A 13,452-nucleotide genomic window follows, 5' to 3' on the forward strand; every position below is an offset into this window, starting at 1 on the left:
GATTGGCTTATGGTTTTAGAAGATTTGAGAATTTCCGTACGAGGAGCTATATTCAGTGTGGTCTTCTTACAGGGATTTGTAAGGTGGTTTAGAATAGATATTTCAGTATTTAAAGTGTAACAGTGAAAGATAAAACAAGAGAATAGTCAAGTGAACAAGGTTTTGCATGTTGAACGACCTATAATTGTGCTACTGGCTAGGTTCGACAGAGCAGAATGCTACAAGAAAACTATTTCTGGTAGACGCAAAAGAGGAGCTGGACAAGATGTCCAACTCTCTTAGGTACGCTTTGTAAAATAGATGCTTTCCACACGATTTGACAAAGAGCCAAATTTCTGCGATTTTTCTATTTTTGCTAGTTTTCTTCCAGCCTTAGTCCAACATCTTTAAATTTCCGGCATTGCAACATCTTCACCATTTGTTGCAATAACATTTTTATACCAATAGAATGATTTTTTCTTGCTACGTGCAAGTGTACCATTTCCTTCGTTGTCACGGTCAACGTAGATGAAACCATAACGTTTTTTCATCTCACCTGTTCCTGCACTGACAAGGTCAATACAACCCCAAGAAGTGTAACCCCAAAGTTCCACACCGTCTTTTTCTACGGCATCTCTCATCGCCTCAATATGACGAGCCATATAATCAATGCGATAATCATCTGCTACATAACCATTTTCATCTGGTGTATCTACTGCACCAAGACCATTTTCCACTACAAACAATGGTTTTTGGTATCTGTCCCAAAGTGTATTTAACGTAATGCGGAAACCAAGTGGGTCAATTTGCCAACCCCATTCACTTGCCTCTAAGTGAGGATTTTTTACAGACTCAAAAATATTTCCTGCAGTCAATTCCTCTTTTTCCGCACGTGCCACACGACTTGCATAGTAACTAAATGAAATGAAATCTACTGTGTGAGCTTTTAAGACTTTCTTATCCTCTTCTGTGATTTCGATATTCAAGCCTTTTTGTTCAAATTCTTTAAGCAAGTAATTTGGGTAATATCCACGAGCCTGAATATCAATGAGTGAAAGGTTGTGACGATTTTCTTTCATTGACTCAAAAACGTCCTCAGGTTTGCACTCATAAGCGTAATAGTCCCCTGCTGCCATCATACAACCCACTTTGTTTTCTGGGTCTACTTCGTGCAAAATGCGTGTAGCCTCTGCACTTGCCACAAGCTCGTGATGTGCTGCTTGGTATTTTACTTCCTCTTCATTTTCGCCTTCTTCAAAGACAATTCCTGCCCCCATGAATGGAGCGTGTAAAATCATGTTGATTTCATTAAATGTCAACCAATATTTCACAAGACCTTTATAACGTTTCGCAATTGCTGTCACAAGGTTTTGGTAAAATTCCACCATTTTTTTATTACGCCAGCCACCATATTCTTTTATCAAGTGAATTGGGCAGTCAAAGTGTGTAATCGTAACAAGCGGCTCAATGCCATATTTCTTACATTCTTTGAACATTTCTTCGTAAAACTTCAAACCTTCTTCGTTTGGTGTTGTTTCATCGCCATTTGGGAAAATACGACTCCATGCAATCGACAAGCGGAAAGTTTTGAATCCCATTTCTGCAAAAAGTGCAATATCTTCTTTGTAACGGTGGTAGAAGTCAATTCCCACTTTTGCTGGATAGAAATGCTCCTCATCAAATGCCAAATGTTTCATTTTCCCAGTAATAATCGGCAAACGATCTTTGCCTAATGGCACCACGTCAACATTTGCTAGTCCACGTCCGTCAACATCAATTGCACCTTCACATTGATTGGCAGCAGTTGCACCGCCCCATAAGAAATCTTTTTTAAAGCCCATTTATTTTACCTCTTTCTAAATTTATATTGTGACAATTTTAGTCTAAATTCTCTCCATTACTTGCAATTACATTTTTGTACCAAGTAAATGATTGTTTCGGAATCCGTTTGCCACTTCCTTCTATCTTATCATTCAAATCAACATAGATAAACCCATATCGTTTTGCCATTTCTCCTGTTGAGGCACTTACCAAGTCGATACAGCCCCACGGTGTATAACCCATTAAATCAACGCCGTCATACTCAATAGCTTTTTCCATTTCCTTGATATGTTGGGATAAATAATCAATTCGATAGGTGTCTTGAATTTCACCATTTTCATCGACAACATCTTTCGCACCGAGACCATTTTCCACAATAAATAACGGTTTTTGATAGCGACCGTATAGCTCATTGAGCGTAATACGCAAACCGACAGGATCAATTTGCCAACCCCATTCACTTGATGAAAGGAAAGGATTTTTCACTCCTCCGAGAATATTTCCCTCGGTCACATCCGCAGTAGCAGCTGTTATACATTCAACCGTTGACAAGTAATAACTAAACCCAATATAGTCAACAGGATAATTCTTTAATAGCGTTAAATCTCCTTCACACATCTCTAATGGTTGCACGTTGCGTTCTTTGAACATACGCTTGGTGTAGTGAGGATATTCCCCACGAACTTGCACATCTGCACAAAAATAGTTGAACTCTTGATTACGAGAGAGACTCGCCAATTGGTTTGTCGGATCGCAATCATAACTATATGTTGTCGCGTATAAAATCATACATCCAACTTTTATATCAGGGTTCAATTCGTGGGCTTTCTTTACAGAAAGTGAACTTGCCACAAATTGATGATGCAATCCTTGGAAAATATTTTGTGCCTCATTTGCACCACTACTTGCGACCATTCCTTGACTTAGAGCAGGAAAGTGCAGACTGCTATTGATTTCGTTAAAAGTCATCCAGTATTTCACTTTTTTATGAAATCTTGTTAAAACAGTATCTGAGAAACGTTCATAAAACTCTACAAGTTGACGATTTTTCCACCCTCCATACACTTTGGCTAAGTGCAAAGGCATTTCATAGTGTGAAATCGTCACAACAGGTTCAATATTGTATTTCAAACATTCGTCAATTAATTCCTCATAGAATTTCAATCCCGCCTCATTTGGCTCAAGCTCGTCACCATTCGGGAAAATTCTCGTCCACGCAATAGAGAATCGATAGCATTTAAACCCCATTTCCGCAAACAATGCAATATCTTCTTTAAAATGATGATAATGATCAATCCCTTTATGATTTGGGTAAACATACTTTTCTGGATCAATCGTCCAATCAAAAGATTCACTTCCTATAATCTTAAATCTGTCTTTCCCACCGGGCATTGCGTCACTAACCGATAGCCCTTTTCCTGCGACATTATAAGCACCTTCTAATTGATTGGCTGCTGTTGCACCACCCCATAAGAAATTCTTTGGAAAGCCCATGTATTTTCCCTCTTTCTAAATTGTATTGTGGTCTCTTATTTTTTCGCACCTTTTTCGATATAGCTCAAGTCATTTACTGACTCAACGGTAAATTTCCCGTCTTTGTAAACAAGTTTGCAAACACTTGCGTTTTTCAAACCTGTTGGTGGCACTTCTGCTTTTTCATCAAGTGAGGTAACGAGAGCTGCAATCGTCATGCCGTGAGAAGTTACCAAGATATTTTCTTGTCCGTTTTTCTCAGCTGATTTTACCATGTCATTCAACGCTTCATTGGCACGAGTAATGACTGCCTCATAATTTTCAGCTTGCCAGCTTACATCTTTTGCAGGAACGTTATTTTCCTTGCCTAACTCCTCAAGTTTTGCTGCATCTAATTCGTGCAACGTGTCAGCAAATCCTCTGATACTCGCAACAAAACCAAGTTTCCCCATGTTCGCCATAAATTCGTCTAGCGTAATTCCTTGTTTTTTGGCAACGAGTTCCCACATTTCGTGATTCGGCATTCCCTCAAACGTACCAAAGTTAAATTCACGCAAGCGTTTCTCTTTGGTAAGTTTACTCAATAAATCTTTTTGCCCGTTATTTTCCAAGACAAGTGTTGCCGTTTCAACTGCTCGACCGCTGTCACTTGAGTAAACTGCATCAAATTTGACATCTGCCAAACCTTTTCCTAACTGTTCAGCAATCGCAACACCTGCAGGCGTCAACGGAGCATCAATCCAGCCTTGCGAGCGATCTGTTGTATTCAACATCGTTTTACCATGACGAGCAAGGTAAATATTAATTTCTTTTGGAGCTTCTGATTTTTTCGCCTCTTTTTCTTTGTCTGTCGCTTGGCAAGCAACCAAGACAGTGAGTAATCCAAGTACAGTGAGTAATTTTACGATTTTTTTCAATAGTAGTTCCCCCTTTTTCTAGCACGTAGTGCTACGCTTTTCTTTGTCTAGCTACGAGGGGCAGGGGAGTGGTCGCTGTTCACAATGCCACCTGAAGCTCTGCTTCAGGCAAGTAAATGGCATGGCTCACTGCGACACTCCCCTTAACGCCCCTCTCTGCTTTTCTTTGTCTAGCTACGAGGAGCTGGTGCTTGATCGCTGTTCGCAACAGCACTGGAAACTGCGTTTCCAGCAAGTAAATGCTGTGGCTCACTGCGACAAGCTCCAGAACGCCCCTCGTAGCTTTTCTTTGTCTAGCTGTGAGGGGCTGAAGTCTGGTGGCTGTTCGCAGTGCCGCTTGAAACTTCGTTTCAATGCTAGTCTTTCAAGAATCTTTGATTCTTAGAAAGACTGTATGCGAAACGAAGTGTAGTAGCAAGTAAACGGCACGGCTCACTACCACAGACTTCAAAACGCCCCTCTCTGCTTTTCTGTGTCTAGCTACGAGGGGCTGGTGCTTGGTCGCTGTTCGCAACAGCACTGGAAACTGCGTTTCCAGCAAGTAAATGCTGTGGCTCACTACGACAAGCTCCAGAACGCCCCTCTCTGCTTTTCTTTGTCACTTCAACAAGTTGAAATGTAAGAACGCTTTGTATAGTCCGTCTTTGTCTACATCATCAGTGATGTAGTCTGCCATTTGTTTGATTTCTTTGCCTCCGTTGCCCATAGCTACACCTATTTGTGCAATTTCAAGCATTGGAATGTCAATTTTCGCGTCTCCAAATGCAAACGTGTCTTTTTCACTTGCATTTAAGTGGGCGAGAAGAATTTTGACAGCTTTCTTTTTGTCGATTTTTGCCACACCTATGTCGCCAAAAAGTGCTGTTTCTCCTTTGCCACCCCATGTGCCTACTTTCAAGTGGGCAAACGTTTCTTTTGCCTCAAGGTAATCTTGATAATCATTAAGAATAAAAGAAACTTTATTCAAATCTTTGCGATACAATTCACCATTTAACACCAAACCATGTAAGGCTTGAGTAATGTCTAAATCCCTGACTTCTTCGAGTGTTTTTCCTTTGCCTAGCATATATTTTTGCATGACAGGTTTTGCTTTTTCCACAAAATCTTCACTTGCAAAAAGACCGTTGTTACTCTCTAGGTAAAAAGGAAGATTACGTCCGTGCAAGTAATCAACTATTTTTCTACTATCTTCTTCACTCATCACTTGCTCAAACAGCACCTCACCGCTTTCCTCGACATAACTGCCATTTCCCAAGATCATGCCGTCAACGCCAATATCCAGAAGAAAATCAGGAAGTTCCGCCTTACTTCTGCCAGTATTCAAATAAACTTTATGTCCATTTTTTCTGGCAAGTTGGATTGCTTTTACCGCACTTTCTGGCACTTGATTTTGATAATTTACGAGTGTGCCGTCTACATCTAAGAAAATGATTTTCATCTTATAATTCTTCTCCGTTTGAGGCGATCACTTTTTTATACCAGTCAAACGAATCTTTCTTACTACGTTTTAGAGAACCAGTGCCGTCATTGTTCATATCCACATAGATAAAGCCATAGCGTTTTTTCATTTCGCCAGTGCCAGCAGAAATCAAATCAATCGGTCCCCACATTGTATAACCTATCAGGTCTACACCTTTTTCTACGGCTTCTTTCATCGCCAAAACGTGTTTTCTCATGTACTCAATGCGGTAGTCGTCATGGATTGCTCCATTTTCTTCTACTTTATCATCTGCACCTAGACCATTTTCCACAACCATGAGTGGCACTTGATAACGGTCATACAAGTCAAGCAAGGTAAACGTCAAACCTGTCGGGTCAACTTGCCACCCCCATTCACTAGACTCCAGATAAGGATTTTTCGCCCCACCCATAAGGTTCCCCATGCTTGCCTCTGCTCCATTTTGCGTTGTCACACAAAGGGTCATGTAGTAGCTAAATTTGTACATATCCACCACACCAGATTTGAGCAATTCAAGATCGCCTGCCTCCATTTGAATCTCAATCCCTTTGCTTTCAAAATAACGCTTGATAAGCGGAGGATACTCACCTTTCACTTGCACGTCACCGACAAATTTATTCACAAGCAAATCATATTCTTTGCACTGCAACACGTCCGCTGGTGCAGGTGTGAGTGGATACATACTCAAATGAGCAATCATACAACCAATTTTAAACTCAGGATTGATTTTATGCCCTGCAATGACTGCTTTTGCACTTGCAATAAATGTATGATGTAACGCTTGGAAACGAGTTTTTTCATCATTTGGCATTTTGTGCAATGGATATTTTCCATGTGGGTGAATCCCTAAAACAGTCAATTCACCGTGCGACATCGTGCCAAAATTTAGCTCGTTAAAGGTAATCCAATATTTCACTTTTTCTTTGTAGCGTTCAAAAACAGTTGTTGCATAGTTCACATAGAAATCAATCGTCCTTCTATCGGCAAAGCCATTGTATTTTTCCATGAGTCCGACAGGAATTTCAAAATGGCTTAGCGTAATGAGTGGCTCAATACCATGAGCAAGCAATTCATCAATGACATTATCGTAGAATTTCAATCCTTCTTCGTTTGGTAATTCTTCGTCACCTTGAGGGAAAATACGGCTCCAGTTAATACTTGTCCGCAAAACTTTAAAGCCCATTTCTGCAAAAAGAGCAATGTCTTCTTTATAATTGTCATAAAAACGAATGGCATTGTGAGAAGGGTAATAAACTCCTTCTTCAATTGTTGGCGTGAACATACGTTCTTTGCCATTCCCTCCCACCGTTTTCAAATCGGCAACGGACAAACCTTTTCCGCCTACATTGTACGCACCCTCTGCTTGATTGGCAGCTATCGCACCACCCCAGAGGAAATTTTCTTTAAAACTCATAGTATTATTCTTCCTTACTTACTTTATTCTAGCTGTGAGGGGCTGGTGCTTGGTCGTTGTTCGCAACAGCACTGGAAACTACGTTTCAATGCTAGTCTTTCAAGAATCTTTGATTCTTAGAAAGACTGTATGCGAAACGAAGTGTAGTAGCAAGTAAATGCTGTGGCTCACTACGACAAGCTCCAGAACGCCCCGCTCGCTTTTCTTTGTCTAGCTGTGAGGGGCAGGGGGTTGGTCGCTGTTCGCAATGCCACCTGAAGCTCTGCTTCAGGCAAGTAAATGGCATGGCTCACTGCGACACCCCCTTACCGCCCCTCTCCGCTTTTCTTTGTCTAGCTGCGAGGGGCTGAAGTCTGGCAACTGCTCACAATGTCGCTCGAAACTTCGTTTCGAGTGAATAAACGACATGGTTCGCTGTTGCAGACTTCAAAACGCCCCTCTTCGCTTTTCTTTTTATACCGTTATTTTTTCTTTACACAATTCACGTGCTATTTCGTCTTGTACTTCAATGCCTTCACGTTCAAGTTTTGCAATTGTTTCGGCAAATTGTGGTAAGTATTCTTTATGTGCAATCAACAATTCTTTTAAAATACGAATCGCTGTATCTCCACTTCTCACAAGCGGATTGAGCGTAAATGCTTGCAAGGCTGTACCATAATCTCCTGTAATCGCCGCTTCAATCGTCAAAAGTTCCATATTTTTCATCACTTGCAACCAACCACGCTCAGCTGTTGGAAGTGAACCAAACGCAACATTTCTCGCCCCTTGAGCACCTACATAGGCGGTTACTTCTACCACACAATCAGCAGGTAAGTCTGGAACGGCACCGTTATTTTTCGTTGACACGACAATTTGCGTTTCTTTATTCGCATAAATCGAAGCAATCGTCTCACACGCTGCATCACTATAATACGCACCACCACGCTGTTCTAACTGTTCTGGTTTGTGTGACAAATTCGGGTCTTTATACAGCTCAAACAATTCCGTTTCCGTTTGTTTCACTTGCTGAGCCCGTGTACCGATTGTTTTGTATTCTTCCATTGCGTGCTGAAGCATTTCTTCCTCACGATAATAATAACGGTGATACCCGCAAGGAACCATTTGCATTTGCACTAATTGCTCTTTGTAAAAAGGTAAATCCCAAATATTTTTCGGTAATCCCGCATCACCCTCGTATAGTTTGTCAATGAGTTTAAGTGTAATATCATTGCCGTCTTTATCCGCCACTTTATGCCAATGGAAATGATTCAATCCTGCAAATTTGTAAATCAAATCTTCTTTTTCCACCTCAAGTAATTTTGGCTCTGTCATCATCGCCATTACTGGCACATTGCAAAGACCAATCACTTTATCCCACTTGCCATAACGCACGACTGCCTCTGTTACCATACCACTCGGATTAGCAAAGTTAACTAGCCAAGCATTTGGGCAAAGGCGTTTCATATCTTCAACGATTTCCAAAATGACAGGAATGGTGCGAAATGCCTTGAACATTCCACCTGCACCATTGGTTTCTTGACCAACCATGCCATAATAAGCAGGAATACGTTCATCTTTAATACGTGCCTCTAGCAATCCAACACGAAATTGCGTTGTAACAAAATCCGCATCTTTCAACGCTTCTTCACGATTTAGAGTCAAATGCACTTTTACGTCATACGGGCTTGCGTCCCACATACGTTGTGCCATTTTGCCGACAATCTCCAATTTTTCACGACCTGCCTCAATATCAACAAGCCAAATTTCACGAATTGGCAACTCGTCATAACGCTTGATAAACCCTTCCATTAGCTCAGGCGTGTAAGAACTACCTCCACCAATCGTTGCAATCTTAATCCCTTTTTTCTCTGCCATTTAGATTCCTCCCTATTGTTTTAGATTCTATCAAGCCCACGCTTGATTTTGTTTACAAATACATTATCCTCTTCGTAAATAAAAAACTCAATGAATTTTAGAGAAAAAGAAGTCTCATTTACAAAAATCTCGCCATTTCAAACTTTAATTGTAAATAACGTTTACAAACCATTCACATTTTTATATACTTTTATACAAACAAGAAAAGCGGAGAGGGGCGGTCTGAAGTTTGCAACAGTGAACCACGTCGTTTATTTACTCGAAACGCTAGTTTCGAGCGACGTTGTGAACAGTTGCCAAACTTCAGCCCCTCGTAGCTAGACACAGAAAAGCAAAGAGAGGCGGTCTGGGGATTGTCGCAGTGAGACATGCCATTTACTTGCCTGAAGCAGAACTTCAGGTGGCATTGCGAACAGCGACCAAACCCCTGCCCCTCGGTGCTAGACACAGAAAAGCAAAGAGGGGCGGTCTGAAGTTTGCAACAGTGAACCACGTCGTTTATTTACTCGAAACGCTAGTTTCGAGCGACGTTGTGAACAGTTGCCAAACTTCTGCCCCTCAGAGCTAGACACAGAAAAGCATAGAAGGGCGGTTTAAATTTCATCACAATCACCCACAACAAACGAGGAGGGATACTTTTGTTAATCAAAGAAAAAATGCAGACAGAAAAATTTTCCACTTCAGAGCAAGCGATTATTGCTTTTCTCTTGGAAAATCCTGAAACACTTGACAACTTGACCGTTCAACAAATTGCCACGAAAACCTATACTCACCCGTCGGCTCTCATACGTTTGGCGAAAAAACTCGGATTTTCTGGCTATTCAGAACTGAGAAATGCCTATTTGGAAGAATGGAAGTATTTGAACAGTCATTTTCCGTCAATTGATGCGAATTTGCCTTTCACAAATCAGGACGGATTGATTACCATTGCACAAAAAATGGCACGTCTTACGCAAAACACGGTCGAAGACACACTTTCGCTTTTACATCATGACGAGTTAAAGCGTGCCAAAGAAATTTTATTGAAAGCTGACAACATCCGAATTTTCGGCACGAATGCGAACACGCTCATTTCACAAGATTTCGCTCTCAAAATGAATCGTATTCGGAAAAACGTTGCCACCTCAACCAATCTTGCCGAAAGTCTGTACGAAGCCTACAATTGCCCTAGCACTAGTTGCGGTATTTTGCTCTCTTATACAGGAGAAAACCTCTCGATTTTACGCATTGCACAAGCCTTAAAGGAGCGAGGACTTCCTGTTATCGCCATTACAAGTATCGGGGAAAATTCTCTTTCCAAACTTGCCGACTGCGTTCTTTCGATTACCACACGTGAACGCCTGTACTCAAAAATCGGGAATTTTACCATTAACACTTCAATTTGCTACTTACTTGATGTGTTATACTCCGTTGTCTTTGCGGAAAATTATCAAAAAAACCTCGATCATTTAATCGAGATTGGTCAAGTGATTGATCAGAGAACGAGTAGTTTGAGTGTGATACAGGAGAAATAAAAGCGGAATGGTGCGGTTTGAAGTCTGCAACAGTGAGCCACAGCATTTACTTGCTGGAAACATAAGTTTCCAGTGCTGTTGAGAACAGTTGCCAGACTTCTGCACCATGTAGCTAGAAAAATAAAAGCGTAATGGTGCGGTTTGAAGTCTGCAACAATGAGCCACAGCATTTACTTGCTGGAAACGTAAGTTTCCAGTGCTGTTGAGAACAGTTGCCAGACTTCTGCACCATGTAGCTAGAGAAAGGGGAGTAATACAAAAAAAAGATTAACTTAGCACCCTTAGAGTGTCAAGTTAACCTTTTTATTCTATAATTTGAGACATCTAAAGCTCACCCTTCAACGAACGAATAAAAAGAAAAATTTTCATTTTTTCGCTGACGGTTATCTCTTGATTGCGAAAAGAAAGTGGTGTTTGTAAAACATTTTCAATCTCTTGAGGTTGTTGCCGTTGCGGAATCAGCCTTTTGGGATCAATCTGAAAAAACTCTGATAACGCAAGAATAAAAGATAGTGGTGGGTCGTATTCTCCACGCTCAAATTTTTGATAGGTTGTTCTTGAAACAAATAATTCCTTTGCAAGTTCTTTTTGTGAAATCCCTGAGGATACACGTAAAGCTCTAATCATATCCTGCATTTTTCAACTCCAATTTCCCTAAAAATGCACATGTGGTTCTTTGACTAGCTATGCGGGGCTGAAGTCTGGCAACTGTTCACAATGTCGCTTGAAGCTTCGCTTCAAGTAAATAAACGACATGGTTCACTGTTGCAGACTTCAAAACACCCCGCTTCGCTTTTCGTTTTTCTTTACGGGGCAGTTGTTACTGTCCATGTGATTTCTGCGGTGTAGACTGCTTTTTGGATGTTGTTTCCTGCTGGTACGTTTAATAGTACGCTGTCTTTGTAAGAGTCTGTACCGCTTGTTGTTGCTGTTGTTTTGTCAATATTGTCTGTTGGTGTTGTTGCACCAGCATAAGTTGATTGAGCCGTAGCGTAGTTGTCGCCTACTTGCCCAAATTCAAGCGTATGTGTTCCACGGTCGTTTGTACTTGTTCCATTCGCTACATCAACGCTTTTATTCAGCTCTAAAGTGAATGACGGAGAAACTAAAGTCGCACCTACTCCATTTGTGTGGTTACGCAAAAGATTGCTGTAATCAAGCGTTGCACCGTTCAAAGTATAAGTTGTAGGAGTTCCACTTGTTGTTGTAACAGAGAATTGTTTCGACAATTTCGCACTTAATGTCCAACCGTGTTGAGCTGCTGTAACACTTCCGTCGGCTGCGATTGTATCTGCTCGTGCATCCGTCCATTGAACGAAATGTCCACGTTCCAAATCAGGTTTCGCTGGTGTTGTAGGCTCAAAAATTGCAGTTGTTGCTCCTGCTGATACTTCTGCCGCTGTCGGTGCTCTAAAAGTTCCTTGTGCAATTATTGCTTTGTTTGCTACTTTATACGTTTTCGCTGTGGTAGAAATTGTTTGCACACCGAAATCAAGCGGACTTACCGCATCAATTGTAAGAGGACCTGCGTGTAATGTCTGTCCGTCTCCGTCTTTTAATTGCCCACTTGCTCCACCTACTTGGTCTGGGTCAATCGCTGGCGTAATATTGTCAGGATCTTTTGGATCTGTTCCTTTGTCTTGATATTCCACTTTCCCTGTACCTGCAAAACTGTCTGCACCTGCTACTACGGGTGCAATGACACTAAGTGTTGTTGCACATACCAATACTGTGCCTAATACTTTCTTCTTCATGAGAAGTCCTCCTTTTTCTAACTGCAATTTTTTTCACTTATCGTTTTTTTGGCATCTCTAAAGACTTCGCTCTCTCAGGTGCTAGCAATGTAGTAGACAAGTTTATATGAGTGGGATAATTGCTAGAGAGAGGGGTCTCTATACAATTTTTTTGTCTAATACTTTCTGGATTCATTGAGCTAAGTCTTTAGGGATTCCATTTTATATCCACCAAGCTAGGCTTAGTGGTGGTTATGCAAATTTCTTTGCAAAATACCCTTTCGTCATTATGGTGCTGCGGTGAGTGTCCAAACAAATTTTGCTTGGTAAATTCCGCTGTGAATTTCTTGTTGTGGAATATTGAGTTTCACCGCCTCATTGTAATGCACCTGTTGTTTCTCGTTATCAAAACCATAGCTCTGTATATTTTTTATAGAACTACTGAGTAAAACCGGGTTGTTTTCCTTGTCGAATACGGGTGTGAGGGTACCAGAGGAACTACCGTTTTTTTGTGCATATTCCTCGCTATATCCCGCAACTATCGCCCAACGACCTTTGCCGACTTCCCCTTTTGCATTGGCAACTTCGTAAACCTTGCCAACGTCCATTTTGATAACATCACTTTTAATGGTTGGTGTAACGCTTGTTGACACTCCTAAATGCACACTACTCGCCCAGAGATTACTTAGAGAAAGTGTTGCTCCTTTTAGCTTGTAAGTCTCTTTGGAAATTGCTCCTGCCTGTGTAATATTCGCCATTTGGCTCTTGGCATTTTCATCTTCTTCGAGAGTAAATTCACTTTCTTGTTTTAAAGTGAGTGACCAACCATTTTCCTTGCGTTCATCTACTATTTGCACAAAATTGCCAGTCGGACTTTCGCCTTTTGTATAATATTGTGCGTGAGCAGTGAGCGAGTAGTCTTTATCATTTACAATTGCTACCTTGTCAAAGAAAAAGTAGGGAACATAATCAATTCTAAGCTCACCTTTTGTTTTGTCTGTTTTTCCAGAGTCACTTGGTTCTGTCGGTTTCTCTGGATTTACGACCTCATCTGGATAACGTCCTTGAAACCCAACCTTTCCAACTCCAATTCCTTCATCTGCTAAAGCATTCTTACTATTTACAAACAAGAAGAAAAGTATAAGTAGAACAATTTTTTTATCCCTCATTCTTATCTTCCTCCTTGCGTGATTCACTGCCACAGACTTCAGAACGCCCCACTTCACTTTTCTTGTCTAGCTCTGCGGGGCTGAAGTTTGGCAACTGTTCACAACGTCGCTCGAAACTG

15 protein-coding genes are annotated in these 13,452 nt (G+C 41.1%); 3 read left to right on the forward strand and 12 right to left on the reverse strand.

Annotated features, from left to right (window positions below; genetic code table 11):
• Nucleotides 1-386 precede the first annotated feature (386 nt).
• From B5D30_RS08290 to B5D30_RS08315, 9 genes are all read right to left on the reverse strand, one after another.
• On the reverse strand, nt 387-1,820 hold the full coding sequence (locus B5D30_RS08290) for a 6-phospho-beta-glucosidase (protein WP_078807604.1): 1,434 nt from the start codon (nt 1,818-1,820) through the stop codon (nt 387-389).
• 37 nt (nt 1,821-1,857) lie between these two features.
• On the reverse strand, nt 1,858-3,294 hold the full coding sequence (locus tag B5D30_RS08295) for a 6-phospho-beta-glucosidase (RefSeq protein ID WP_078807605.1): 1,437 nt from the start codon (nt 3,292-3,294) through the stop codon (nt 1,858-1,860).
• Between the two features lie 35 nt (nt 3,295-3,329).
• Nucleotides 3,330-4,190, reverse strand: a complete 861-nt coding sequence (locus tag B5D30_RS08300; RefSeq protein WP_078807606.1) for a histidine phosphatase family protein — start codon at nt 4,188-4,190, stop codon at nt 3,330-3,332.
• Between the two features lie 79 nt (nt 4,191-4,269).
• Nucleotides 4,270-4,443 (reverse strand): hypothetical protein, encoded by a 174-nt coding sequence (locus tag B5D30_RS13695; RefSeq protein WP_159443270.1) that lies wholly within the window; start codon nt 4,441-4,443, stop codon nt 4,270-4,272.
• A 111-nt stretch (nt 4,444-4,554) separates the two neighbouring features.
• Entirely contained in the window at nt 4,555-4,749 is a 195-nt protein-coding gene (locus B5D30_RS13205; RefSeq protein WP_144399540.1) for a hypothetical protein, read from the reverse strand.
• A 39-nt stretch (nt 4,750-4,788) separates the two neighbouring features.
• Entirely contained in the window at nt 4,789-5,628 is an 840-nt protein-coding gene (locus B5D30_RS08305; protein WP_078807607.1) for an HAD family hydrolase, read from the reverse strand.
• A 1-nt stretch (nt 5,629) separates the two neighbouring features.
• Nucleotides 5,630-7,063, reverse strand: a complete 1,434-nt coding sequence (locus B5D30_RS08310) for a glycoside hydrolase family 1 protein (RefSeq protein WP_078807608.1) — start codon at nt 7,061-7,063, stop codon at nt 5,630-5,632.
• Between the two features lie 170 nt (nt 7,064-7,233).
• Complete coding sequence (locus tag B5D30_RS14310; RefSeq protein WP_268802107.1) at nt 7,234-7,356, reverse strand: hypothetical protein; 123 nt, start codon at nt 7,354-7,356, stop codon at nt 7,234-7,236.
• A 160-nt stretch (nt 7,357-7,516) separates the two neighbouring features.
• A complete protein-coding gene (locus B5D30_RS08315) occupies nt 7,517-8,917 on the reverse strand; it encodes a 6-phospho-beta-glucosidase (protein WP_078807609.1) in 1,401 nt (466 codons plus the stop codon).
• A gap of 90 nt (nt 8,918-9,007) precedes the next feature.
• On the opposite strand from B5D30_RS08315, the gene B5D30_RS13210 reads away from it, so the two are divergent.
• From B5D30_RS13210 to B5D30_RS08320, 3 genes are all read left to right on the forward strand, one after another.
• Entirely contained in the window at nt 9,008-9,238 is a 231-nt protein-coding gene (locus B5D30_RS13210) for a hypothetical protein (RefSeq protein WP_144399541.1), read from the forward strand.
• A gap of 40 nt (nt 9,239-9,278) precedes the next feature.
• Nucleotides 9,279-9,485: a hypothetical protein gene (locus B5D30_RS13215; RefSeq protein WP_144399542.1), complete on the forward strand. Its 207-nt coding sequence runs from the start codon at nt 9,279-9,281 to the stop codon at nt 9,483-9,485.
• Nucleotides 9,486-9,555: 70 nt separating this feature from the next.
• On the forward strand, nt 9,556-10,431 hold the full coding sequence (locus B5D30_RS08320; RefSeq protein WP_078807610.1) for a MurR/RpiR family transcriptional regulator: 876 nt from the start codon (nt 9,556-9,558) through the stop codon (nt 10,429-10,431).
• Between the two features lie 324 nt (nt 10,432-10,755).
• Here B5D30_RS08320 and B5D30_RS08325 read toward each other — a convergent pair whose 3' ends face one another.
• From B5D30_RS08325 to B5D30_RS08335, 3 genes are all read right to left on the reverse strand, one after another.
• Entirely contained in the window at nt 10,756-11,067 is a 312-nt protein-coding gene (locus B5D30_RS08325) for a helix-turn-helix domain-containing protein (protein WP_078807611.1), read from the reverse strand.
• 170 nt (nt 11,068-11,237) lie between these two features.
• A complete protein-coding gene (locus B5D30_RS08330; RefSeq protein ID WP_078807612.1) occupies nt 11,238-12,185 on the reverse strand; it encodes a WxL domain-containing protein in 948 nt (315 codons plus the stop codon).
• 266 nt (nt 12,186-12,451) lie between these two features.
• On the reverse strand, nt 12,452-13,333 hold the full coding sequence (locus B5D30_RS08335) for a WxL domain-containing protein (protein ID WP_078807613.1): 882 nt from the start codon (nt 13,331-13,333) through the stop codon (nt 12,452-12,454).
• Nucleotides 13,334-13,452 lie beyond the last annotated feature (119 nt).

This window comes from Pilibacter termitis, assembly GCF_900167335.1.
In the GTDB taxonomy this organism is placed as follows: Bacteria; Bacillota; Bacilli; order Lactobacillales; family Streptococcaceae; genus Pilibacter; species Pilibacter termitis.

Bases quoted from the DNA above. Each gene is read 5' to 3' on its own strand.
- B5D30_RS08290 (WP_078807604.1), bottom strand. From the start codon at position 1,820: ATGGGCTTTAAAAAAGATTTCTTATGGGGCGGTGCAACTGCTGCCAAT.
- B5D30_RS08315 (WP_078807609.1), bottom strand. From the start codon at position 8,917: ATGGCAGAGAAAAAAGGGATTAAGATTGCAACGATTGGTGGAGGTAGT.
- B5D30_RS08335 (WP_078807613.1), bottom strand. From the start codon at position 13,333: ATGAGGGATAAAAAAATTGTTCTACTTATACTTTTCTTCTTGTTTGTA.
- B5D30_RS08305 (WP_078807607.1), bottom strand. From the start codon at position 5,628: ATGAAAATCATTTTCTTAGATGTAGACGGCACACTCGTAAATTATCAA.
- B5D30_RS13210 (WP_144399541.1), top strand. From the start codon at position 9,008: ATGAATTTTAGAGAAAAAGAAGTCTCATTTACAAAAATCTCGCCATTT.
- B5D30_RS08330 (WP_078807612.1), bottom strand. From the start codon at position 12,185: ATGAAGAAGAAAGTATTAGGCACAGTATTGGTATGTGCAACAACACTT.
- B5D30_RS08325 (WP_078807611.1), bottom strand. From the start codon at position 11,067: ATGCAGGATATGATTAGAGCTTTACGTGTATCCTCAGGGATTTCACAA.
- B5D30_RS08295 (WP_078807605.1), bottom strand. From the start codon at position 3,294: ATGGGCTTTCCAAAGAATTTCTTATGGGGTGGTGCAACAGCAGCCAAT.
- B5D30_RS08310 (WP_078807608.1), bottom strand. From the start codon at position 7,063: ATGAGTTTTAAAGAAAATTTCCTCTGGGGTGGTGCGATAGCTGCCAAT.